The sequence below is a fragment of the Novosphingobium organovorum genome (assembly GCF_022832435.1).
GTDB lineage: Bacteria > Pseudomonadota > Alphaproteobacteria > Sphingomonadales > Sphingomonadaceae > Novosphingobium > Novosphingobium organovorum.
Map to the genome: position 1 here is coordinate 16,030 of NZ_JALHLF010000011.1, position 23,626 is coordinate 39,655.

The 23,626-nt window shown below is 65.5% G+C and carries 17 protein-coding genes; 10 read left to right on the plus strand and 7 right to left on the minus strand.

The window, feature by feature from the left end:
• Nucleotides 1–235 precede the first annotated feature (235 nt).
• Nucleotides 236–2,125: a ribonucleoside-diphosphate reductase subunit alpha gene (locus MTR62_RS05155; protein WP_244017648.1), complete on the minus strand. Its 1,890-nt coding sequence runs from the start codon at nt 2,123–2,125 to the stop codon at nt 236–238.
• 900 nt (nt 2,126–3,025) lie between these two features.
• Here MTR62_RS05155 and MTR62_RS05160 point away from each other — a divergent pair.
• Nucleotides 3,026–3,271, plus strand: a complete 246-nt coding sequence (locus tag MTR62_RS05160) for a GlsB/YeaQ/YmgE family stress response membrane protein (RefSeq protein WP_244017650.1) — start codon at nt 3,026–3,028, stop codon at nt 3,269–3,271.
• Nucleotides 3,272–3,356: 85 nt separating this feature from the next.
• Here the strand turns inward: MTR62_RS05160 and nadB are convergent, their stop codons facing one another.
• On the minus strand, nt 3,357–4,955 hold the full coding sequence (nadB, locus tag MTR62_RS05165) for an L-aspartate oxidase (RefSeq protein WP_244017652.1): 1,599 nt from the start codon (nt 4,953–4,955) through the stop codon (nt 3,357–3,359).
• A gap of 962 nt (nt 4,956–5,917) precedes the next feature.
• On the minus strand, nt 5,918–6,871 hold the full coding sequence (locus MTR62_RS05170; RefSeq protein ID WP_244017654.1) for an ABC transporter ATP-binding protein: 954 nt from the start codon (nt 6,869–6,871) through the stop codon (nt 5,918–5,920).
• Nucleotides 6,872–7,078: 207 nt separating this feature from the next.
• Between MTR62_RS05170 and MTR62_RS05175 the strand changes: the two genes are divergently transcribed.
• From MTR62_RS05175 to MTR62_RS05190, 4 genes are all read left to right on the plus strand, one after another.
• A complete protein-coding gene (locus tag MTR62_RS05175; RefSeq protein ID WP_244017656.1) occupies nt 7,079–7,276 on the plus strand; it encodes a zinc-finger domain-containing protein in 198 nt (65 codons plus the stop codon).
• A 213-nt stretch (nt 7,277–7,489) separates the two neighbouring features.
• A complete protein-coding gene (gene tldD, locus MTR62_RS05180) occupies nt 7,490–8,911 on the plus strand; it encodes a metalloprotease TldD (protein ID WP_244017658.1) in 1,422 nt (473 codons plus the stop codon).
• A gap of 145 nt (nt 8,912–9,056) precedes the next feature.
• Nucleotides 9,057–9,461 (plus strand): hypothetical protein, encoded by a 405-nt coding sequence (locus MTR62_RS05185; protein ID WP_244017660.1) that lies wholly within the window; start codon nt 9,057–9,059, stop codon nt 9,459–9,461.
• 194 nt (nt 9,462–9,655) lie between these two features.
• Nucleotides 9,656–10,114: a hypothetical protein gene (locus tag MTR62_RS05190; protein ID WP_244017661.1), complete on the plus strand. Its 459-nt coding sequence runs from the start codon at nt 9,656–9,658 to the stop codon at nt 10,112–10,114.
• 673 nt (nt 10,115–10,787) lie between these two features.
• Here MTR62_RS05190 and guaA read toward each other — a convergent pair.
• Entirely contained in the window at nt 10,788–12,347 is a 1,560-nt protein-coding gene (gene guaA, locus MTR62_RS05195) for a glutamine-hydrolyzing GMP synthase (RefSeq protein ID WP_244017663.1), read from the minus strand.
• 555 nt (nt 12,348–12,902) lie between these two features.
• Here guaA and gyrB point away from each other — a divergent pair.
• The 5 genes from gyrB (at nt 12,903) to MTR62_RS05220 (ending at nt 20,930) form a co-directional block, all read left to right on the plus strand.
• A complete protein-coding gene (gene gyrB, locus MTR62_RS05200) occupies nt 12,903–15,422 on the plus strand; it encodes a DNA topoisomerase (ATP-hydrolyzing) subunit B (protein WP_244017665.1) in 2,520 nt (839 codons plus the stop codon).
• A gap of 95 nt (nt 15,423–15,517) precedes the next feature.
• Nucleotides 15,518–16,657 (plus strand): glycerophosphodiester phosphodiesterase family protein, encoded by a 1,140-nt coding sequence (locus MTR62_RS05205; protein WP_244017667.1) that lies wholly within the window; start codon nt 15,518–15,520, stop codon nt 16,655–16,657.
• Nucleotides 16,658–16,707: 50 nt separating this feature from the next.
• Nucleotides 16,708–18,639, plus strand: coding sequence for a M1 family metallopeptidase (locus tag MTR62_RS05210; protein WP_244017669.1), 1,932 nt, complete (start codon nt 16,708–16,710; stop codon nt 18,637–18,639).
• Between the two features lie 9 nt (nt 18,640–18,648).
• Nucleotides 18,649–19,050, plus strand: coding sequence for a metallopeptidase family protein (locus MTR62_RS05215; protein ID WP_244017671.1), 402 nt, complete (start codon nt 18,649–18,651; stop codon nt 19,048–19,050).
• Nucleotides 19,051–19,112: 62 nt separating this feature from the next.
• A complete protein-coding gene (locus MTR62_RS05220; protein WP_244017673.1) occupies nt 19,113–20,930 on the plus strand; it encodes a bifunctional metallophosphatase/5'-nucleotidase in 1,818 nt (605 codons plus the stop codon).
• Between the two features lie 50 nt (nt 20,931–20,980).
• Here MTR62_RS05220 and MTR62_RS05225 read toward each other — a convergent pair whose 3' ends face one another.
• The 3 genes from MTR62_RS05225 to lgt are packed head-to-tail and all read right to left on the minus strand — an operon-like array spanning nt 20,981 to nt 23,509.
• Nucleotides 20,981–21,496, minus strand: a complete 516-nt coding sequence (locus MTR62_RS05225) for a DUF2306 domain-containing protein (RefSeq protein WP_244017675.1) — start codon at nt 21,494–21,496, stop codon at nt 20,981–20,983.
• A complete protein-coding gene (locus tag MTR62_RS05230; protein WP_244017734.1) occupies nt 21,483–22,550 on the minus strand; it encodes a class I SAM-dependent methyltransferase in 1,068 nt (355 codons plus the stop codon). The genes MTR62_RS05225 and MTR62_RS05230 overlap by 14 nt, the downstream gene beginning before the upstream one ends.
• 5 nt (nt 22,551–22,555) lie before the next feature.
• Nucleotides 22,556–23,509, minus strand: coding sequence for a prolipoprotein diacylglyceryl transferase (lgt, locus tag MTR62_RS05235; RefSeq protein WP_244017677.1), 954 nt, complete (start codon nt 23,507–23,509; stop codon nt 22,556–22,558).
• Nucleotides 23,510–23,626 lie beyond the last annotated feature (117 nt).

Below are 23,626 nucleotides of genomic sequence, written 5' to 3' on the forward strand. Positions count from 1 at the left end.
GTTTTTCGCGTCTTCGAAGCGTTCGTGACCGTAAGGAAAGGAGCCCGAGGGCCATCGCCCTCGGGCTCCCCAACTGTCGACCTCACCTCTCTTGCGCCACGTTGGCGAAGAAAGGTGAGGTCGACAGTTGGGGGTCAAGGGGTGGTAACCCCTTGAATCCTCTTTCCCTTAAACCCGAAACGGCGGACCTGCATTGCGCAGGCCCGCCGTTCGGATGTGCGTTTGCAGCCAGGCCTTACTGGCAGGCGAGGCACTCGTCGTAGTCGGTCGTCTCGCCGATCTCGAACTTGGGGGCGACGGCGGTGTTGTCCGCCTCGACCCCGCCCGAGCCGGCAAAGCCTGCGCGCTGCACCGACTTCGAGCGCAGGTAGTAGAGCGACTTGATGCCCTTTTCCCACGCCTGGTAGTGGAGCATCAGGAGGTCCCACTTGTCGACGTCGGCCGGGATGAACAGGTTCAGCGACTGCGCCTGATCGATGTAGGGGGTGCGATCGCCCGCGAATTCGAGCAGCCAGCGCTGGTCGATCTCGAAGCTGGTCTTGAACACCGCCTTTTCCTCGGGGCTGAGGAAATCGAGATGCTGGACCGAACCGCCATGCTCGAGGATCGAGTTCCACACATTGGTGGAATCCTTCGACTTTTCAGCCAGCAGCTTCTTGAGGTAGGGGTTTTCGACCACGAACGAGCCCGACAGCGTCTTGTGGGTGTAGATGTTGGCCGGGATCGGCTCGATGCAGGCCGAGGTGCCGCCGCAGATGATCGAGATCGACGCGGTCGGCGCGATCGCCATCTTGCAGCTGAAACGCTCCATCACGCCCTGGTCGGCGGCGTCGGGGCACGGCCCGCGCTCCTTGGCCAGCATCATCGAGGCCTCGTTGGCCTTCTGGTTGATGTACTGGAACATCTGGAGGTTGAAGGCCTTGGCCATCGCGCTTTCGAAGGCGATGTTCTTCTTCTGCAGGTACGAGTGGAAGCCCATGACGCCCATGCCCACCGAACGCTCGCGCGCGGCGGAATACTTGGCGCGGGCCATCTCGTCGGGCGCACGCTCGATGAAGTCCTGCAGGACGTTGTCGAGGAAGCGCAGCACGTCTTCGACGAAGCGCTTCTCGCCCTTCCACTCTTCCCAGGTCTCCAGGTTGAGCGAGGAGAGGCAGCACACCGCGGTACGGTCATTGCCCAGGTGATCGCGGCCGGTAGGCAGCGTGATTTCCGAGCACAGGTTCGAGGTCGAGACCTTGAGCCCCAGATCGCGGTGATGCTTGGGCATCATGCGGTTCACGGTATCGGAGAAGACGAGGTAGGGCTCGCCGGTGCGCAGGCGCACTTCGACCAGCTTCTGGAACAGCGAGCGCGCATCGATCGAGTTGCGCACGGTGCCGTCCTTGGGGCTGCGCAGCGCAAATTCGCGCCCGTCGCGCACCGCCTCCATGAACTCGTCGGTCAGGAGCACGCCGTGGTGCAGGTTAAGCGCCTTGCGGTTGAAGTCGCCCGTGGTGGTGCGGATCTCGAGGAATTCCTCGATCTCGGGGTGCGACACGTCGATATAGCACGCGGCCGAACCGCGGCGCAGCGAGCCTTGCGAGATCGCCAGGGTCAGCGAGTCCATCACGCGCACGAAGGGGATGATGCCGCTGGTCTTGCCGTTCAGGCCGACCGGCTCACCGATGCCGCGCACGTTGCCCCAGTAGGTGCCGATGCCGCCGCCGCGCGAGGCGAGCCAGACGTTTTCGTTCCAGGTGTTGACGATGCCTTCCAGGCTGTCCTCGACCGAGTTGAGATAGCACGAGATCGGCAGGCCGCGCCCGGTGCCGCCGTTCGAGAGAACGGGCGTCGCGGGCATGAACCAGAGCTTGGAGATGTAGTCGTAGAGACGCTGCGCGTGCTCGGCATCGTCGGCATAGGCGTCGGCGACGCGCGCGAAGAGGTCCTGGTACTTCTCGTTGGGAAGCAGGTAGCGGTCCTCGAGCGTGTTCTTGCCGAAATCGGTCAGCAGCGCATCGCGGCTTTCATCGGTCACGACCGTGAAACGGCGCGGGTTGATGGTCTTGGAATCCGACTTGGCCGGATCCTTGTCCAGTTGCTTGCCGGCCGATGCAGCGCCCGCCAGGGCGGCGCTGGCCATGTCAGCGATTGTCATTGCGATTGCCGGGCTTCCGCCCGTCTCCTTGTTCGAGTTGTTCGAGTTCCCGGTCCTGGACGAACCCGCTTTACCACCGACGCTGACGCCCGAGTTGCCTGCACCGCTGTCATCAAGGTCCGCGCTGTCGACCCGACTGCCGCTTTCGTTCCTGAAATCCACGTGTTCGCCCCATATGATTGCGGCGCTGCCCCGAAAAAGACAGCGCGCCTGCGTTCCGCACCGGGAGCGAACCTGCCTGCGAGCCAATCAACCAGGGGTTCCGCGCCCCGCCTGACACACTCGGGACAAAAAAAGAACAAAACTGCCCTGTCCGACCCGGCAGCGCCAGGGGGAGGCGAACATCCAGACCCCGAAAATCGCTTTCGCAGTCCTGCACGGAAAAATCCGCACCCGATCAAGGTCTAGAGGTTCGGCTACCGAAGCGCCACAACCCATAGTGCCGTTTCTGAGTTGAGACGCAAGAGGGCCCACAAGAGAGACGGCCCGCCGCTCTGGACAGGTGCATCAGGCGCGACGCGTGGAATTTCCTCGCTCTGCCAGATTGCAAGGTCCCATCTCGGCCTGTGTGACACTTTTTTTCCACAAAATTTGCCGACGAACCGAATCAGACTTGCGACGAAACGAGTCGCAGTTTCGTCAAAGTCAAGGCCACGACCCACAAGGTCTGACCCAAACGATGCGTTTTCGACACCATATCTTGTCCCGCCTGAAACCGATGAACCGCACCCCGCCGCAGCACACCGCCTTCGCCACGCCCCCGGTCGAGCCACCGGCCACGCCCGCCGAGAATCGCGGGCCGGGGCTGGATTTGCGTGCAACCGCCTTGCCTGCCACGAATTTCCCCTCATGCTGCACGGCAGACCAACACGAAGGAACCTGGACATGTTCAACATCATCGGCGCGATCATCAGCGGCCTGGTCATCGGCGCGCTGGCGCGCTGGTTCTATCCCGGCACCGTGGAGATGTCCTGGATCGCCACGATCCTGCTGGGCATCGGCGGCTCGCTGGTGGCCGGGCTCGTCACCTCGCGCGCGAGCCGCGACTTCAACCGCGCCGGCTGCCTCGCCTCGATCCTGGGCGCGATGGCGCTGATCTTCCTGGGCCACGTGCTGCATATCGGCATGTAACGCATAGCCCAGGGAGAGCGCCGGGCGCTCCCCTTGCACCATCCCCGGCGCCCCTTCTCAGGGCACGATGCTCAGGGCCCGATGCTCAGGGCACAAGCACGGTATCGTGCGGCTCCGCGCTCGACTGCGGGAAATCGAGCGTGAAATGCAGCCCCCGGCTTTCATGGCGCTTGAGCGCCGAGCGCACGATCAGTTCGGCCGACTGGAGCAGGTTGCGCAGCTCGATGAGGTCGGTCGAGACACGAAAGTGCCGGTAGTATTCCTCGATCTCGGTGTTGAGCATCTGGATGCGGTGCATGGCGCGTTCGAGCCGCTTGGTGGTGCGCACGATGCCCACGTAGTTCCACATGAAGCGGCGGATCTCGGTCCAGTTCTGCTTGATGACGACTTCCTCGTCGGGTTCGCTCACCCGGCTCTCGTCCCAGGCCAGGACCGGCGGCGGCGCGTCGAAGGCGTCCCAATGGTCAAGGATGTGGCTGGCCGCCGCGTCGCCGAACACGAAGCATTCGAGCAGCGAGTTCGACGCCAGGCGGTTGGCCCCGTGCAGACCGCTCTCGGTGCACTCCCCCGCGGCATAGAGGCCGGGCAGGTCGGTCTTGCCGTCGAGGTCTACCAGCACGCCGCCGCACGTGTAGTGCTGCGCAGGCACCACCGGGATCGGCTCGCGGGTCATGTCGATACCCAGTTCGAGCAGCTTCTCATGGATGTTGGGAAAGTGCTCGCGCACGAACTCGCTGGGCTGGTGACTGATGTCCAGGTGCACGAAATCGAGCCCGTAGCGCTTGATCTGATCGTCGATCGCGCGCGCCACGATGTCGCGCGGGGCCAGTTCGGCGCGCTCATCGTAATCGGGCATGAAGCGGTGGCCGGTAACCGGATGAAGCAGCCGCCCACCCTCGCCGCGCACCGCTTCGGTGATGAGGAAGTTCTTGACCTCAAGATTGTAGAGGCAGGTCGGGTGGAACTGCATCATCTCCATGTTGGAGACCCGCGCGCCCGCACGCCAGGCCATGGCGATGCCATCGCCTGTAGCCCCGCGCGGCGCGGTGCTGAACTGGTAGACGCGCCCGGCCCCGCCGGTCGCCAGGATCGTGGCGCGCGCGGTGTGGGCCTCGACCTTGCCGGTCCGCTCGTCGAGCGCGTAGACGCCCCAGACCCGCCCCGAGCCGGAATAGCGCATTTCATGACGCCCGGTGATGAGATCGATGCACGACTGGCCGGGCAACAGGGTGATGTTCGGATGGGCGTGCGCGGCGCGCAGCAGCGCCTGTTGCACCGCCCAGCCCGTGGCATCGTTGACGTGCACGATGCGCCGGTGCGAATGGCCGCCCTCGCGGGTGAGATGCAGCGCGCCGCCCTCGGTGTTGAAGGGCACGCCCAGCTCCTGCAGCCGGGCGATCGCATGCGGCGCGCGTTCGATCACGAATTCCACCGTCTCACGCCGGTTGAGCCCGGCCCCGGCGACCATCGTGTCGCGGATATGCTCCTCGAAGGTATCGCCCTGGTCGAGCACGGCCGCGATGCCACCCTGCGCCCAGGCGGTCGATCCGCCGTCGAGTCCACCCTTGGCCAGAACCAGTACCTTGAGCCGTTCGGCCAGGGCCAGGGCGGCGGTCAGTCCGGCTGCGCCGGACCCGATGACGATGGCATCGAACGCCACCTCGACTCTTGCGTTATCCTGCATCCGGCTCCCTTGCCGGGAGAATCAATTAATCGCAAGATATCTGCGACCTACCTCGGTCCATTGTTGCAATACGGCATTAGAACCAATATAGACGTAATTATCAGTACGGAAGTTAACTGACTGCAGGCGGGGCGTACACAGCCTTTCGGGTCTATAACAAAAAACGCTTGTAAACTATTCAAAATAGCAAGTCCCCTCGATTCCGCAGAGCGCAATTTTCAAGAAATACGCTTGCAGAATGCCGCCTATATCTGCACGTTTTGAAAATTAAAAATGCTTCCCTGCCGAAGCGATCACGTGTTCTTGCTGTCGCACCCAGAGAACAAAGACCGTTATGTCCAAGACTTCGACATTACATTCAAAACGCTCCGCGTCGGCTCGTTTTCCATTGTGCTGGTTCAATCGCCACACCCCCATCCGCGAGATGGCCCACTGGGACGGCAGCCATTTCGTGTCCGAATGCAAACGTTGCGGAACGCCCATTCGCCGCAAAAAACGGGGAATCTGGCTTAAGGACTGGCTGTCTCAGGACGATTCGTAACCCCCGCGCGCCCGGCATCACCCCGGCCGATTCTTGACCCGTAATGGAGCGATTTCAGGCCGGATTCGCCACCGATGCGGCTCCGAAGCCATTTTTTTTCGCCGAGGCATCGCGCTGCAACGCAGCATCCCTCCGCCAAGAGCTCAGCCACTATTTGCAATCGTTGCCTATAGCTCCCCAGAGCGCCCCCGCAAAACTTCACGCGCGCAAGAAGACCCGCAAGAACAGACCCGACGGACACCGCCTCGCACGCCCGCAGATACCGCAGATGCACAGCCCCGAAAAAAGGGGATCACCCCCGACCGAAACGCGGTGGGTCACCCCAGACTGCACCGGGCGTGTCTCATCGCCGCGTCACATCAGCCCGCACAGCGCCTCAGCCCGCCAGGCGCCTGATGCACCGGCACACGGCAGCCTGGTATCAGACCGCCACGGACGCGGTGAGGCGCACGAAGACGTCTTCAAGGTCGGCTTCCTTGGTCGTCACATCGACCACCGAGAAGCCCTGCGCCTGCAAGGCCGAAAGCAGCTCGCCGGCGTTCGCCTTGTCCTTGTTGTAGGTAATCTCCAGCCCGTGCTCACCCACCGCCTGGCAGCGGATGAAGCCGGGATGGCTGGGCAGGTCCACCACCGGATTGGCCAGCGTGAGCAGCAGCACTTTCTCGCGCGCCATGCCCACCAGTTCGCGGGTGGGCTTGTTGGCGATCAGCTCGCCATGATTGATGATCGCGATGCGATCGCACAGCTCCTCGGCCTCTTCGAGGTAGTGCGTGGTGAGCACGATCGTCACCCCTTCGCGGTTCATCTCGGTGACCAGTTCCCACAGCTGGCGGCGCAGTTCGACATCGACGCCCGCGGTCGGCTCATCGAGCACGAGCACCGGCGGCTGGTGGACCAGCGCCTTGGCGATCAACAGGCGGCGCTTCATGCCGCCCGACAGGCTGCGCGCATAGGCATCGCGCTTGTCGGCAAGATGGACCGCGCGCAGCAATTCCTCGGAACGGCGCAGATGCTTGACCACACCGTAGAGCCCGGCCTGGTTCTCGAGCACTTCGTAAGGCGTGAAGAAGGGGTCGAAGACGATTTCCTGCGGCACGATGCCGATCGCGCGCTTGGCGTTGCGCTGGTCGCGATCAATATCGAACCCCCAGATATCGACACTGCCCGACGTCTTGCGCACGAGCCCGGCCATGATGTTGATCAGCGTGGACTTGCCCGCACCGTTGGGGCCAAGCAGGCCGAAGATCTCACCCTGCGGCACATCGAAGCTCACCCCCTTGAGCGCGAGCTTCGCCTCTCCGCCGCCCGCCGGTGCGTAGCGCTTGACGAGATCGCGGATCGAAATGGCGGGATTTGCAGGGCTGGAAGCTGTCATGGCGCCCATTTGGGATACCTTGGCGACAAGGTAAAGCCTCCAGATGCGTCTGCCGCCACGAAAACCGGCCCCGCCGCTCCGACTTCGCCCGCCCCCTCCCCTGCGCAGCCCATGCAGCGCCGCGCAACTGCCGCATCCCCCTTACGCAATCGAGCGGCGACGTTTGGTGCTGGAAATCGCCCCCGCTCGCTGATAAAGGCACGGCTCATGACGAACACGCCCGAAACCGTATTCACCGATTCCCACCGCGTCTCGTGCGATGGCGCCACCGACATCCGCGGCGGAGCGGCCCTTGGCCACCCGCGCGTATGGCTCGAAATCGACGAAAAAGGCTATGTCGAGTGCGGCTATTGCGATCGCCGCTTCGTCCTCAAGGGCGGCCCGGCCGACCAGCAGGCGGCCTGAAGGACGCCCCGGAAAAGGCGCTGAGGGCGCCCGTTCCGGCAGATCTTTCCTGTTCCTCTAAAAGCGCGGCCCGTGCGAACGACCGGTTCGCGCGGATGCTTGGCGTCTGGGCGCCCGCAACCGGCCAGGCGCACCACCCCCACGCATCCGTTCCGGCAGGAATTGGTGCGCGGTGCCTTTCGCCGCCCCGACTTGGCGCCTATATGGAAAGCCATGTCTTCTTCCGCTGACCCCCGCTCGCTGCTCTACCGCCACCTCACGCCCGACGATGCGACGGCGCTGGCCGCCGAAACGCTGCGCGCGTGCGACGACGGCGAACTCTACCTGCAGTTCATGGCGAGCGAGGCCTTCGGGTTCGACGATGGGCGGCTCAAGACCGCCGACTATTCGCGCGATGCGGGCTTTGGCCTGCGCGGGGTGTCGGGCGAAATGACCGGCTTTGCCCACGCCAACGAGATTTCCGCCAAGGCCATTCGCCGCGCGGGCGAAACACTGCGCCTGCTCGATCCGGCGACCGGCCCCAAGGCACCGCCGCCGATCCGCTCCAACCGCCACCTCTATACCGACGCCTCCCCGCTCGACCTCATCGGCTTTGCCGAGAAGGTGAAGCTGCTCGAAACGATCGATGCCGCCGCGCGCGCGCGCGATCCACGCGTCGCCCAGGTCAGCGCCAGCCTTTCGGGTTCGTGGTCGGTGGTCGAAATCGTGCGGCCCGACGGCTTCATCGCCACCGACGTGCGCCCGCTGGTGCGCCTTTCGGTGTCGATCGTCGCGCAAAGCAACGGACGGCGCGAAACCGGATCGTTTGGCCTCGGCGGACGCTGGCTCTACGATGACCTGTTCCAGCCCGAAAACTGGAACCGGGCGATCGACGGCGCGCTCGAACAAGCGCTGGTAAACCTGGAAAGCATCGATGCCCCTGCGGGCGAGATGACCGTCATCATGGCGCCCGGCTGGCCCGGCGTGATCCTCCACGAAGCCGTCGGCCACGGGCTCGAGGGCGATTTCAACCGCAAGGGCACCTCGGCCTTTTCGGGCCGCATCGGGGAGCGCGTGGCGGCCCCCGGGGTGACCATCGTCGACGACGGTTCGATCGCGGACCGGCGCGGTTCGCTCAGCATCGACGACGAAGGCACCCCCACGCAGGAAACCGTGCTGATCGAGGACGGCATTCTCAAGGGCTACATGCAGGACCGCCTCAACGCCCGCCTCATGGGCGTTGCCCCTACCGGCAACGGGCGGCGCGAGAATTACGCCCACGCCCCCATGCCGCGCATGACCAACACCTTCATGAAGGCGGGCAACGACGATCCGGCCGAACTGCTCAGCCGCATCAAGAAGGGCATCTACACCAAGAACTTCGGCGGCGGGCAGGTCGACATCGTGTCGGGCAAGTTCGTGTTCTCCTGCACCGAGGCCTATCTGGTCGAGAATGGCAAGATCGGCGCGCCAATCAAAGGGGCGACGCTGATCGGCGACGGTCCCTCGGTGCTCACCCGCGTCACCGGGATCGGCAACGACCTCGAACTCGATCGCGGCATCGGCGTGTGCGGCAAGGGTGGACAGAGCGTGCCCGCCGGCGTCGGCCAGCCCACGCTGGTGGTCGAAGGCCTGACCGTGGGCGGAACCGCCTGATCCGCCACCGGCCGTGCTCGTGCGGCGCCACCGATGCGCCGATCCGGCGGGCGCCGTGTCGATTTTCGGCACCGCGGTCAGGCTGTGTTCAGTTCTGGCCCCTAGGATTGCTCCGGAAGGGGACCTCATGATGGAGCAGAAGATCATGAAATCCGCAATCGCCGCGCTGGTTACCGGTCTCGCCACGGCCACGCTGGCTCTCGCGCCCGCCGCGCAGGCCAAGCCCAAGCTGACCGGTGAGGAACAGCTCGCCAAGATGCTTGAGGGACGCACCGCCGGAAAGCCGGTCAACTGCATCCCCTATTCGCGCACCAACGATGCGACCGTCATCAAGAAAACCGCGATCGTCTACCGTTCGGGCAGCACGCTCTACGTCAACCGCCCAACCAACGCCGACCTGCTGGACGATGACGACATTCTCGTCACGAGGCTGTGGGGCTCACAGCTGTGCAGCGTCGATACGATCCAGCTGCACGATCGCATGTCGCCCAGCATGTGGCGCGGCTTCGTGGGCCTGCGCGAATTCGTGCCCTACCGCAAGGGCAAGTAAACAAAGCCTTTTCAACGAACCCCTGCAGAAGCGGTCGCGAGTCTCTCGTGGCCGCTTTTGCATCGACCGGGGCCGGTGGCAAGCGCCCGTGCCCATCGGCCACGGGCAAACCCCATCCGCCGATGTGCGGTGCCCGGCCCTGCCGATTCGTCAAACGTCTGCCCGCTACCCTCTCCTCGAGAGGGAGTATCCGCGTGACGAAAGCTTTGACACTGCCAGGCCTGGCGGCCTTGCTCGGCGCCTGCACGCCTGGCCCCGCTGCTTATATTCTCGAATGCAACGGCACCCAGACCTTCGACTGGGGCGGCCAGTCGGCAACCAGCATGACCACGCTCTATTATCGCATCGACGAACAGCGCGCCGCGATCTTCGGGCAAAAACCGGGCGGCCAGATGGACAACGTGTGCCGCAGCAGCTGCGCGGACATGCAGTTCACCCCCGCAACGATCGCCTGGACCGACGTGAGCGAGGACGGCGAAGGCCATTCGACCCGCATTGCCACGCGGCTCGAACGCGCCAGCGGAGAGCTGACCATCCGCACCGAAAGCCACCAGGACGGCGCTTCGGGAAGCGAGACGACGCTGGAAGGCTCCGGCTTCTTCCACTGCCACACCGTCCCCACGATCCCGCAGGCCCCCTCCACGGCCAACTGAGCGCGCAGGCAGCGCCAGATCGCGCGCTCCAACAACAAAGGGCGGCCCTGATGGACCGCCCCCTGTTCTTGGCAATGGTGTCTTTCGACTCTGACGTCGGAATCCGAAATCAGACCAGGGTCAGAGCAACGAGCAGAGCGCTCGTGCCCAGAGCCGCCGCGACACCGACGGTGCGGTGAAGAAGGGTCATAATCGATACTCCTGCGAACACGTGATCGTGTTTCGTGCTTTTCGTTTTACCGCTCTCCAGCGGCGGTTCACCGCTGGGGCAGGAGTGGCCAAATAGACCTCTGCGGAATTTCCGCAAATTACAAAGCAACAATCTTGCTTGCACTTTACGCAATTAGTAGAGAATAAAATTGCGCAAGCGTACCCGGCAAAAATGCCACGAATCCGCCAGAAAATAATACATTCCCGGAAAAATGCATGGACGACATGGCCACCCAGCGCCGCGGAGCGAGCCCCTTTCATGCAGTTCATGCACCTCAAGCGCGGCGCGTTCCCGCAAAGGGCTGCGAATGGCGCGGCAGGCAAAAAGGCCCGCGCCTTGCCTGAACCCGAAACGCAAAAGGGCCCGCGCCTTGCCTGAGCCCGAACGCAAAAAGGCCCGCGTCTTGCGCGGGCCTTCCTGATGTTCACGGTCGCTGGGCGCCGCTGTCGGGGCGAGGCGCGATCACTCCCACTCGATCGTGCCGGGCGGCTTCGAGGTGTAGTCGTAGACCACCCGGTTGATGCCCTTCACCTCGTTGATGATGCGCGTGGCGACACGGCTGAGGAAGGCGGCGTCGAAGGGATAGATGTCGGCGGTCATGCCGTCGGTCGAAGTCACCGCACGCAGCGCGCAGACGCTGTCGTAGGTGCGCCCGTCGCCCATCACGCCCACGGTCTTGACCGGCAGCAGCACCGCGAAGGCCTGCCAGATCGCATCGTAGAGCCCGGCATTGCGGATTTCCTCGAGGTAGATCGCGTCGGCCTTGCGCAGGATGTCGCAACGCTCGCGGGTGACTTCGCCCGGAATGCGGATGGCCAGGCCCGGCCCCGGAAAGGGGTGGCGGCCGACGAAGATCTCGGGCAGGCCCAGTTCACGCCCCAACGCGCGCACTTCGTCCTTGAACAGTTCGCGCAAGGGTTCGACGAGCTTCATGTTCATGCGCTCGGGCAGGCCGCCCACGTTGTGGTGGCTCTTGATGGTGACCGAGGGACCGCCGGTGAACGAAACCGATTCGATCACGTCGGGATAGAGCGTGCCCTGGGCAAGGAACTCGGCACCGCCGATCTTCTTCGCCTCGTCCTCGAACACGTCGATGAAGGTCTTACCAATGAACTTGCGCTTCTTCTCGGGGTCGGTGACACCCTCGAGCCCCTTGAGGAACAGCGTCGAGGCGTCGACGTGGACCAGCGGGATGTTGTAGTGGCCGCGAAACAGGCTGACGACCTGCTCGGCCTCGCCCATGCGCAGGATGCCACCGTCAACGAAGACGCAGGTCAGCTGATCGCCGATCGCTTCGTGGATGAGAAGCGCGGCCACCGCCGAATCGACGCCGCCCGAAAGCCCGCAGATCACGCGGCCGTTGCCGACCTGTTCGCGGATTTCGGCGATCTTGGTCTTGCGGAACTCGGCCATGGTCCAGTCCCCGGCGAGGCCGCAGACGTGGCGCACGAAGTTCTTGAGCAGCTTGCCGCCATCGGGTGTGTGCACGACTTCGGGGTGGAACTGCATCGCGTAGATGCGCTTCTCGTCGTTGGCGATCACCGCGAAGGGCGCGCCCGGCGAGGCAGCGACCGGACGGAAGCCGTCGGCCAGCTTCGTCACCTTGTCGCCGTGGCTCATCCAGACCTGATGCTTCTCACCCTTCTTCCACATCCCGTCGAAGAGCGCGCAGTCATCCTGGATCTCGATGAAGGCACGGCCAAATTCGCCCGAATCGCCCAGCGTCACTTCGCCGCCCAGCTGGTGCATGAGCGACTGCTGGCCGTAGCAGATGCCCAGGATCGGGCGGCCGCTCTCGAGGATCGCTGCGGGGATGCGCGGCCCGTCCTCGTCGAGAACCGAGGCGGGCGAGCCCGACAGGATGATCCCCACGGGGTTCATGCGCTCGAAGGCTTCGGCCGCATTGGTGAAGGGCGCGATCTCGGAGTACACGCCGGCTTCACGGACGCGGCGTGCGATCAACTGGGTCACCTGGCTGCCGAAATCGACAATCAGGACCGATTCAGTGGTCTGGATGCTCATGGTCGGCCGATAGTCGCAAGGCTTGGCGCTGTCCACCCACTGCGAACAGCTAAACCGGGCAATACGCAAAGCTGCCGGAGTTTGGCGGCCAGACCGCCGCCGTATTGGCCTAAAGGACAAGAGACACGCCAAATCGCTCGGCTTGTCGGCTGCGATGAAGTGGCGTACCTTTGCGGCGAGCCGGGAAAACCGGCCGTTTTTTGGGAAAAACAGAGGAGGATGCGATGACGCTTGTCGAAAAATCGATCGGCTTTGCGGCGGCTTTGGCGATTTGTTCGCTGGCTTTTGCCCTGACCCTGACCTGAGGCGCACCCGCGCAAAGACCCGCCCGGCACGCGAATGCACGGCCGGTGCGGACCTGTTGAATTGACGACTTAGCCTTGAAAAGCGACTGGGCGGCCCGCCAGGACCGCCCTTTTCGCGTGCCCCATGCGCCCGCGCGCGCCACCCCCGCGCGACCCACCCCTGGCGCGCACGCCCCGCTTTGTGGAAAAGGCGGCGCCGCGCGCGCGGTTTTGCTTGGGTTTACCCTTTGCGGTGCTTATAGACTTTGCCATGGCTAGCGAACCCGAAGACACCAAGAACCACAACTCCTACGGCGCCGATTCGATCAAGGTCCTCAAGGGCCTCGATGCGGTCCGCAAGCGTCCGGGCATGTACATCGGCGACACCGACGATGGTTCGGGCCTGCACCACATGGTCTTCGAAGTCTCGGACAACGCGATCGACGAAGCGCTCGCCGGGCACTGCGATCTCGTCCTGATCGAGCTCAACGCCGATGGTTCGGTTTCGGTCGAGGATAACGGCCGCGGCATCCCGGTCGACCTGCACAAGGAAGAAGGCGTCTCGGCGGCCGAGGTCATCATGACCCAGCTCCACGCCGGCGGCAAGTTCGAGAACACCTCGGACGACAACGCCTACAAGGTCTCGGGCGGCCTGCACGGCGTGGGCGTCTCGGTGGTCAACGCGCTATCCGAATGGCTCGAGCTGACCATCTGGCGCGACGGCAAGGAGCACTGGATGCGCTTCGAGCACGGCGATGCCGTGGCCGCGCTGATCGTCAAGGGCGAGGCCCCCAGGGTCGAGCGCAACGCCGATCCCGATGGCTACAAGAAGGGCACGCGCGTCACCTTCCAGGCCAGCCACGATACCTTCAAGAACGTCACCGAGTTCGATTTCGAAAAGCTGGAGCGCCGCTACCGCGAACTGGCCTTCCTCAACTCGGGCGTGCGCATCCAGCTACGCGACTTGCGCGGCGAGGAACCGGCGCAGCACGACCTCTACTACGAAGGCGGCATCGGCGCCTTCGTGCAGTACCTCGATCGTACCAAGCAGGCGCTGATGCCCGACCCGATCGCCATTTCGGCGGACAAGGACGGCATCGGCATCGAGGTGGCGTTGCAGTGGAACGATTCGTACTACGAAAACGTCCTGACCTTCACCAACAACATCCCCCAGCGCGACGGCGGCACCCACCTCGCCGCCTTCCGCGCGGCGCTGACCCGCACGCTCAACGGCTACGCCGAACGCGCCGGCCTGCTCAAGAAGGAGAAGGTCACGCTGTCGGGTGACGACATGCGCGAAGGGCTCACCGCGATCGTCTCGGTCAAGCTGCCCGACCCCAAGTTCTCCAGCCAGACCAAGGACAAGCTGGTCTCCTCCGAAGTTCGCCAGCCGCTCGAAAGCCTGATGAGCGAGAAGATGAGCGAATGGCTGGAGGAAAACCCCGCCACCGCCAGGGCCATCGTCCAGAAGGTGATCGACGCCGCCGCCGCGCGCGAAGCGGCGCGCCGCGCGCGCGAACTGACCCGCCGCAAGGGCGTGATGGACATCGCCAGCCTGCCGGGCAAGCTGGCCGACTGCCAGGAGCGCGATCCCTCGCTGTGCGAACTGTTCCTGGTCGAGGGCGATTCGGCAGGCGGTTCCGCCAAGCAGGGCCGCGACCGCAAGACCCAGGCGATCCTGCCGCTCAAGGGCAAGATCCTCAACGTCGAGCGTGCCCGGTTTGACCGCATCATTTCCTCCAAGGAAGTCGGCACGCTGATCCAGGCCATGGGCACGGGCATCCGCGACGATTTCAACCTGGAAAAGCTGCGCTACCACAAGATCGTCATCATGACCGACGCCGACGTCGACGGCGCGCACATCCGCACCCTGCTGCTGACCTTCTTCCACCGCCAGATGCCCGACATCATCCGCGCCGGGCACCTGTTCATCGCGCAGCCCCCGCTCTACAAGGTCGCCAAGGGCCGCAGCGAGGTTTACCTCAAGGACAACGCCGCGCTCGACCGCTATCTGGTCGAAGCCGGGCTCAGCGGCCGCGTGCTCGAAACCGCGGGCGGCGCGCGCATGGGCCAGGATCTGGAAATGCTGGTCGAACACGCGATCCGCATGCGCAACCTGATGGCCTTCGTGCCGCGCCGGTACGACAGTTCGATCATCGAGGCGCTGGCGCTCTCAGGCGCCTTCGCGCTCGACCTGTCGACCACCGAACGCGCAGCGGCCTACGCCCGCACGGCCGAGTGGCTGCAGTTCTCGGACAGCGAGGCCAAGTGGTCGGTGACGCCGACCGAAGGCGGCGCGCTCGACATCAATCGCGTCTGGCGCGGGGTGACTGACAACCACAAGATCGAAGCCGCCTTCCTCACCAGCGCCGAGGCGCGCAAGCTGGCCAAGCTCGCCGCCGAACACGCCGAGGTCTATTCCTCGGTCTCGCGTCTGGTGCGCGCCACCGCGATCTCGGCCGAGGACGCGGAGGCCGAAGGCGAGGACGAGGTCCAGCGCCCGACCGCCGATGCCGATGCCATCGCGCGCCCCAGCCAGCTGCTCGAAAAGGTCCTCGCCACCGGGCGCAAGGGCCTGTCGATCCAGCGCTACAAGGGCCTTGGCGAAATGAACGCCGAGCAGCTCTGGGAAACCACGCTCGATCCCGAGAACCGCGCCCTGCTCCAGGTCAAGGTCGAGGATGCCGACGTCACCGACGAGATCTTCACCCGCCTGATGGGCGACGTGGTCGAACCGCGCCGCGACTTCATCCAGGAAAACGCGCTCAATGTCGCCAACCTCGACATCTGACGCCAGGCTTCAGGCTTGAAGGACAAGGACAACGGGCGGGATGGTCGGCAACGACTGTCCCGCTTTTGTCATGCGGGCGACCTAGAGCGAGGATCATGGACAATGCCCTTCTTTCGCGCCGCTCACTTTTGGGGACCTCGCTGGCCGTGACGGCGATGGGCGCAGCCACCTCGGCACAAGGTAGAACCTCCGGCAAGACGCCCGCACGCGACACGCAAAAGCCACTGGTCATCGGCCATCGCGGCGCCTGCGCGCACCGCCCTGAACACACGCTCGCCTCTTACGCCAAGGCGATTGCCGACGGCGCCGACTTCATCGAGCCCGATCTGGTCTCGACCCGCGACGGCGTGCTGATCGCCCGGCACGAAAACGCGATCACCGAAACCACCGACGTCGCCAGTCGTCCCGAATTCGCCGATCGCAAGACCACCAAGGTGATCGACGGCGAGGCCCTGACCGGCTGGTTCACCGAGGATTTCACGCTGGCCGAAATCAAGCGGCTGCGCGCGGTCGAACGGCTCGGCGCGCTGCGCCCCGAAAGCCAGGGTTACGACGGCCAGTTCCAGGTCGTGACGTTCGAGGAAATCGCCGATTTCCTCGCCGCCGAAGCCGCCGCGCATGGGCGGACGATCGGCATTATCCCCGAAATCAAGCACTCGACCTACTTCGCCGGGATCGGCCTGCCGCTCGAACAGCGCCTGCTCGATCGTATCGCGGCCAGCGGCTATCTCCAGAGCGCCCCGCTCATCATCCAGAGCTTCGAGGTTTCCAACCTCAAGTGGCTGCACGAGCGGCTGGCCGGGCAACGCAACGTCGAACTGCTCCAGCTCACCATGCCGCTCGACGTACGCCCACCCGACCTCGCCAGCGCCGGGACGGGGCCGACCTACAACGCGATGCACACAGAGCGTGGCCTTGCCGAAGTGGCGCGCTACGCGCAGTGGCTCTCCCCCTGGAACATCGCGCTGCTCGCGCGCGACAAGGCGGACAACCTGCTCGATACGCCAAGCGGGCTTGCCAATGCCGCGCACGCCGCCGGGCTCAAGCTCAGCACCTGGACGTTCCGCCCCGAGAACCATTTCCTGCCCGCCAACCTGCGCTCGACCGCCGGGGACGGCGCGCGCAACGTGGCGGGCAGCGTGGCCGAGATCCGGCGCTATCTCGCGCTTGGCCTCGACAGTTTCTTCACCGACGATCCGGCGGTGGGGCGTCTCGCGGTGGATGGCCCGGCCTGAGCGCAGGCCCCCCGTTGCGCTCCTCGCGGCAGAGCAATAGGGTTGCGTTCATGCGTAAACTTCTTGCTCCCGCGCTGATGAGCGCGCTTCTCCTGGGAACGGCCCCGCTCGCCATCGCGCCGGCTCTCGCCGACACGGCTGCGCCCGCTGCTCCGGTCGCCCCGATCCTCACCACGCCCGAAGCGCGCGACGTGTGGACCCACGCCGATCCCGAAACCGCGCGCGTCACGCACGTCTCGCTTGATCTCGATGTCGATTTCGCCAGCCACACGCTGGCGGGTAGCGCGACGCTTTCGGTCCTTGCCAAGCCCGACGCCAAGGCCATCGTGCTCGATGCGGACGATCTTGCGATCACGTCGGTCACCGACGCCAGCGGCGCTGCGCTCGCCTACACGCTCGCCCCCAAGGACAACGCCGAACTGGGCTCGGCGCTTACCGTCACGCTGAGCGAGGCGGTGAAGAAGACCGGCACGATCCGCATCGCCTACCGCACCGCGCCCGCCGCCTCGGCGTTGCAGTGGCTGCCCCCGGCGATGACTTTCGGCAAGACCAGACCCTACCTCTACAGCCAGGGCCAGGCGATCCACAACCGCAGCTGGATCCCGACGCAGGACAGCCCCGGCATCCGCCAGACCTGGGACGCGACCTTGCGCGTGCCCGGTGACCTCGTCGCGGTGATGAGCGCCGAAAAGCTGTCAGGCGCCAAGGGCGAGAAGCTGCCTGACGGGCGCCGCGCGTTCCGCTTCCGCATGGACAAGCCGGTGCCGCCCTACCTCATCGCCTTTGCGGTGGGCGATCTCAAGTTCAAGGCGCTCGGCCCGCGTTCGGGCGTGTGGACCGAAGCCGCGATGCTCGACAAGGCGGCCAGCGAATTCGCCGATGTCGAAAAGATGATTACCGCCGCGAGCAACCTCTACGGCCCCTACCGCTGGGGCCGCTATGACATGCTCGTCCTGCCGCCCGCCTTCCCTTACGGCGGCATGGAAAACCCGATGCTCACCTTCCTGACGCCCACGATCATCACCGGCGACCGATCGAACACCGATGTCGTCGCGCACGAACTGGCGCACTCCTGGTCGGGCAACCTCGTCACCAACGCGACCTGGTCGGATTCCTGGCTCAACGAGGGGTTCACCACCTACTTCGAGAACCGCATCATGGAATCGCTCTACGGCAAGGAGCGCGCCGCGGTGGAGGCCGATCTCGAATGGGACAACATGACCCGCGACATCGCGGACATGAGCGATGCGATGAAGACCGGCATGACCGCGGCGGGCACGCGCCTGCACGGCAATCCGGGTGACGGCGCACTCGACTACACCAAGGGCTCGAACTTCCTGCGTATGCTCGAAAACCGGCTCGGCCGCGCGACCTTCGACGCGTACCTCACCTCCTATTTCGACCGCCACGCCTTCCAGCCGCAGACCACGGCTGGATTCCTCGCGGACCTGCGCGAACACGTGCTCAAGGGCAAGCCCGCGCTCGAACTCTCGCTCCAGCTCGATCGCTGGGCCTATGGCGCGGGCATCCCCGACAACGCCGTCCACGTGAAGAGCGCGACACTGGCCAGGGTCGACGACAAACTCGCCGCCTTCACCGCCGGTGGTCCGGCCAGCGCGGTCCAGCCGCAAGGGTGGAGCACGCAGGAATGGCTGCGCTTCCTCAACGGCCTGCCGCGCACGATGGAGCGCGCCCGGCTTGCCGAACTGGACCAGACGCTGCACCTCTCGACCTCCGAGAACGCCTATGTCCAGTCGGCCTGGTTCGAGCTGGCGATCGCCAACCACTACGAACCCGCCTTCCCGGCGATGCGCGACTATGTCGGCCGGATCGGGCGTGGGCTGCTGGTCTACCCGGTCTACAAGGGGCTGATGCAGCAGGCCGAATGGGGCCCGCCGCTGGCACGTGAGCTGTTCGACGCGGCCAAGCCCACCTACCACCCCGAAACCGCCGCCGGGATCGCGCGGATCGTGAGCGAGTAAGCGCCGGTCATGACACGCCGGTTCGGCCTTGCCCCCTCGGCCGGGGATTTCGAAGCGCTCGCCCAGGCCGCCTTCGCGCGGATCGGCGAGCCCTTCGCCGCGCATCTGGACGGCGTGACCGTCCACGTCGAGGAATTCGCCGAGGCCGAGACGCTCCGCGCGCTCGGCCTCGAGGACCCGTTCGAACTGACCGGGCTCTACCACGGCCGGCCGATGGACGAGGAAAGCGTGTGGAGCGCGGGCGAACTGCCCCCGCGCATCACGCTCTACCGCCAGCCCCTGCTCGCCGAGTGGTGTGAGACGCCCGTCACGCTCGAGGATCTGGTCGCGCACGTCGTCGTCCATGAAGTGGGGCACCATTTCGGCCTGTCGGACGAGGACATGCACGCGCTGGAAGAAAGCGCGCGCTAAAGGTCAGCCGACAGGCACGCTCGTCAATTGCCTGTCACAAGCAGGGTCGATAGAACGCGGCCATGACCAGCTTTCCCACGCGCGCCCGCGCTCTGACAACCCAGCTTCTGGCCGCCCCGCTTCTGGTGGCCCCGCTCCTGACCGCCTCCCTGCTCGCCGCCTGCGCCAGCGTGCCCGCCTCCGGCCCGACCGCCGATGCAGCGCCTGCCACTGCGGCCCCGGTTGATGTCGGCATCCTCGCCTTCAACGATTTCCACGGCAACATCGAAGCGCCCAAGGCCTCGATCAGCTGGCCCGACGGCAAGGGCGGCACGGTCCAGGTGCCCGCGGGCGGCGCGGCGCAACTGGCCAGCGCGCTCGACGCGCTGCGCAAGGATTTTCGCTATTCGGCGACCGTTTCGGCGGGCGATCTCATCAGCGCCTCGCCGCTTGCGTCCTCGCTGTTCCTCGACGAGCCGACGATCGGGGTGATGAACCGGCTCAAGCTCGACTTCAATTCGGTCGGCAACCACGAATTCGACCGGGGCCGCAAGGAGCTGCTGCGCATCCAGAACGGCGGGTGCGAGAAGAACACGCTGCGCCAGCCCTGCCAGCTCGAAGCGTACAAGGGTGCGAACTTCCAGTACCTTTCGGCCAGCACCTATACCGAAGACGGCAAGACTCTGTTCCCGGCGACCGGGATCAAGAGCTTCGGAACCGGCAAGGACAAGGTGGTGATCGGCTTCGTCGGCCTGACGCTCAAGGACACCCCCACGCTCGTCTCGCCCGGCGGCATCAACGGCCTGCGTTTCGGTGACGAGGCCGAGGCGATCAACCGCGCGGTGCCGGTCCTGCTCAAGGAAGGCGCCGATGCCATCGTGGTGCTGATCCACCAGGGTGGCGCGCAGTCGGACACCTCCGACCCCAACGCCTGCACCGGCTTTTCGGGCGACATCGACCCGATCCTCGCCAAGATTTCGCCGCGCGTCGACGTGGTCATTTCGGGGCACACCCACCAGGCCTACATCTGCGAGCGCCCGCGCGCCGGCACGCATCCGCTGCTGCTGACGAGCGCGGGGTCCTATGGCCGGCTCGTCACCCGCATGGACCTCAAGATCGATCCGGCAAGCCGCCGCGTCCTCTCGGCGAGCGCGCGCAACGTGCCCGTCCAGTCGCAGGCCTACACCACCGCGCACGGCAGCGTTCCCAACACCGACCTCGTCACCCAATACGCCCCGCGCCCCGACATCCAGGCTTACGTCCAGCGCTACGTCGATGCCGCCAGGACCTACGCCCAGCGCACCGTGGGGCACCTTTCGGGCAGCGCGCTGCGCAACTGGGCGGGTGAGGACAACGAGCGCAAGGGCGGCTCGCTCGACGAGCTGATCGCCGATTCGCAGCTCGCCGCGACCAAGGCCAACGGCGCGCAGATCGCCTTCATGAACACCGGCGGCGTGCGCGCCAATCTGGAGCCCGGCGCCGAGGGTGCGGTGACGTTTGCCAAGATCTACGCGGTCCAGCCGTTTGGCAACACGCTCTCCACGCGCACCTATACCGGGGCCGAGATCAAGGCCGTGCTCGAAAGCGGCGTGGGCGCAAAGCCTTCGGCGAGCCTGCTCATCCCCTCGGCCAACGTCACCTACACCATCGACATGAGCCAGCCCGTGGGCCAGCGCATCACCGCGCTCACCTACAACGGCCAGCCGATGGCGATGGACGCGCGCTTCCGGGTGACGATGAACTCGTTCCTCGAACAGGGCGGCGATGGTTACACCGGCTTCACCAAGGGCACCGAACCGACCGTGGGCGGGCTCGATCTCGACGCGCTCGAGGCGTGGATGTCGGCCGTGCCGGTGCGCCAGGTCCCGACCGAACACCGCGTGCGCATCCTGGGCAAGTGAGATCGCGCGGGCGAGGCGTGCCAATCACGCCTTGCCCGCCGATCAGCGCATCAGCCCAGCAGCCAATGGCCGAGCAGGCGGTTGAACGGGAAGGTAAAGAACCCGGCGATCAGAAGCGCGCCGATAATCAGCCCGCGCACCATGCGCCGGTGGCGGTAGACATCGTGGCGCCTTGCGGAAATCACCAGCACCGGCACCAGAACCACCGTCAGCGCCGACAGGATATGGATCGGCCCCAGGTGCCCTGGATGCGAGAGGCGCACGAAAAAGCTGTCGATCGCGGTCGCGAACATCGCCGCGCTCCAGCCATAGCCCAGCACGCGGTGGCGCCGCGTGCCGCGCACCCGCCACAGCAGCATCGGGGTCAGCACCAGCGCCACGACGATCGTCGCCAGATGCAGCCAGACGACGGCGGGCACCCGGCCCCACTCGTCCATCCCGCGCAGCACCGCCGCGGCCACGAAGGCCAGCATCACCAGCGCAAGCCAGCCGAGCAGCTTTTCCAGCTTGTCGGGGGTTCGCGAGACGCCCTGCTCGCGGGCGCTCAGTGCCTCAGAAGCCCGCACCGTCGGGCCAGTTCGGGGACGCCAGCCCCATTACCTTGAACAACGCACCCATCTGTCCCTCCTCGATCAGGCGCTCCTTTGCCGCATGGAGCGCCTTGGTGTGCTGGGGGGCGACCTTGGCGAGCGCCTGCGCGCGCGCCTCGATCCCCAGATCGCGCAGGAAACGCCCCTGCGTCACCGTGCCCAGGTGCCGACAATCGTGCGAAAGCGCGACCTTGGCAAGCGCGGCGAAATCGACATGGCAGGTCAGGTCCGCCTCGCCCGGCGCGACGAAGGGATCGACGCGGGTGTGCGCGCGCAGCGCCTGAAGCGTCGAGCCGGTGCGGAAGTGGTCGTGCCCGTAATCGATCAGCAGCGCCGCCCCGCCCTGGTCGACCAGACGGCCCGCCAGTTCATAGACCACCGCCGCCGCGCCGGGGCAGGTTTCGATCAGCGTGCCTTCGGGGCTGTCCTTCCATTCGGCCGGAACCGCCGCGTCCATCGGCTTGGTCCCGGCCACCGGCAGGAAGCGCCCGTCCTGGAAATCGACCAGCCGCTCGCGCCAGCCATCGGCCATGCGCACCAGCTGACGCACTGCGAGCGCGTCGAGAAATTCGTTGCCAACTACCAGCAGCGGCCCGTCCATCGGCACGGTGGAGAGATCGGCGTGAAGCTGCGCGCCGGGCACCGCCGCGATTTGCAGGTCCTTGAGCGTGGTCGAACTTTCGACGAAGTGGACCCTGGGTTCGAGCCCGTAGCGCTTCATCGCACGCAGCGCGTCCTTGGCCAGCGTGCCACGCCCCGGCCCCAGTTCGACGTAGTGCACCGCCTCGTCACGGCCCGCGCGGATCCAGATGTCCGCGAGCCACAATCCGATCAGTTCGCCGAACATCTGGCTGATTTCGGGCGCGGTGATGAAGTCCCCGCCCGAGCCCAGCGGGTCCTTGCCCGCGTAGTAGCGCGCGTTCGATTCGCCCATGTAGTGCTGGAGCGTGATCGGCCCGAAATTGGCGATCACGCGCTGGAAGATGGTGGTCAGCGTTTCCTCGCGGCTGCCACCCGAACCTGCCCCCACTGCGCTCACTCGGCCGCCCCGCCCGTTTCTCCGCCCGTTTCCCCGGCTGCGGCGGGTGCGCCGGCTTCGGGCAAGCGCGCGGCACCAAGCGAAGGGCGCGCCAGCGCGCGGCCGACCAGCGTCAGGCCCAGCAGGATGAGCGGGATCGTCAGCCACTGGCCCATCGACAGCCCGGTCTCGTGCGCGAAGGTTTCCAGCTGGGCGTCGGGCTCGCGGAAGAACTCGACGATGAAGCGCGCGCAGGCGATCCCGGTCACGAACACGCCCGCCAGCATTCCGGGGCGGAACCGCGCGCGCGTCTTCCAGAACAGCGGCAGCATGATGAGGATCATCATCAGCCCCTCCAGCCCCGCTTCGTAAAGCTGGCTGGGATGGCGCGGCAGCTGGTCGGGGGCATCGGGGAAGACCATTTCCCAGGGCACGTAGTTGACCACGACCCGGCCCCACAGCTCGCCGTTGACGAAGTTGGCGAGCCGCCCGAACATCATCCCGAACGGCACGCAGACCGCCACGTAGTCCACCACGCGCAGGAAGTTGAGCTTGCCGCGCCAGGCGACGTAGGCCATCGCCAGCGTCACGCCGATCAGCCCGCCGTGGAAGCTCATGCCCCCGTGCCACAGCTTGACGAGCTCGGAAGGGTGCGCCCAGAGGCTGGGAATGCCGGTATCCCCGCCGGTGTAGAAGGTTGCATAGCCCAGCCGTCCGCCCAGGATCACCCCGATCGTGCAGTAGAAGAACAGGTCGTCGACATGGCGCTGGGCCATCGGCGCGCCGGGCTGGCGGATCATGCGCGAGACCTGCCAGTAGGCCAGGATGATGCCCGCAAGATAGGCCAGCGAGTACCAGCGCAATTCGAAACTGCCGATCTGGAAGACGTAGCTCTTGAGCCCCAGGTTCACCCAGTAGATCGGTTCATGCGCTTGCGCGGCGGCGGCGACAGCCAGAGTTGTCAGGGACAATTGCCTTGGACCTCGTTGATTCGTTTTGCAGCCTCGCGCGGCCTTTGGCCAGCCGACGAGCGGACGCTTGCGCCGCCTTCTGGCATAGCCGTCTTGCCGATGGTAGCCGCCAAATGC

What these genes read in the sequence shown, in the direction of transcription:
- MTR62_RS05155 (WP_244017648.1), bottom strand. Translation starts at nt 2,125, where the DNA reads ATGGCCAGCGCCGCCCTGGCGGGCGCTGCATCGGCCGGCAAGCAACTG.
- MTR62_RS05160 (WP_244017650.1), top strand. Translation starts at nt 3,026, where the DNA reads ATGTTCAACATCATCGGCGCGATCATCAGCGGCCTGGTCATCGGCGCG.
- nadB (WP_244017652.1), bottom strand. Translation starts at nt 4,955, where the DNA reads ATGCAGGATAACGCAAGAGTCGAGGTGGCGTTCGATGCCATCGTCATC.
- MTR62_RS05170 (WP_244017654.1), bottom strand. Translation starts at nt 6,871, where the DNA reads ATGACAGCTTCCAGCCCTGCAAATCCCGCCATTTCGATCCGCGATCTC.
- MTR62_RS05175 (WP_244017656.1), top strand. Translation starts at nt 7,079, where the DNA reads ATGACGAACACGCCCGAAACCGTATTCACCGATTCCCACCGCGTCTCG.
- tldD (WP_244017658.1), top strand. Translation starts at nt 7,490, where the DNA reads ATGTCTTCTTCCGCTGACCCCCGCTCGCTGCTCTACCGCCACCTCACG.
- MTR62_RS05185 (WP_244017660.1), top strand. Translation starts at nt 9,057, where the DNA reads ATGAAATCCGCAATCGCCGCGCTGGTTACCGGTCTCGCCACGGCCACG.
- guaA (WP_244017663.1), bottom strand. Translation starts at nt 12,347, where the DNA reads ATGAGCATCCAGACCACTGAATCGGTCCTGATTGTCGATTTCGGCAGC.
- gyrB (WP_244017665.1), top strand. Translation starts at nt 12,903, where the DNA reads ATGGCTAGCGAACCCGAAGACACCAAGAACCACAACTCCTACGGCGCC.
- MTR62_RS05205 (WP_244017667.1), top strand. Translation starts at nt 15,518, where the DNA reads ATGGACAATGCCCTTCTTTCGCGCCGCTCACTTTTGGGGACCTCGCTG.
- MTR62_RS05210 (WP_244017669.1), top strand. Translation starts at nt 16,708, where the DNA reads ATGCGTAAACTTCTTGCTCCCGCGCTGATGAGCGCGCTTCTCCTGGGA.
- MTR62_RS05215 (WP_244017671.1), top strand. Translation starts at nt 18,649, where the DNA reads ATGACACGCCGGTTCGGCCTTGCCCCCTCGGCCGGGGATTTCGAAGCG.
- MTR62_RS05220 (WP_244017673.1), top strand. Translation starts at nt 19,113, where the DNA reads ATGACCAGCTTTCCCACGCGCGCCCGCGCTCTGACAACCCAGCTTCTG.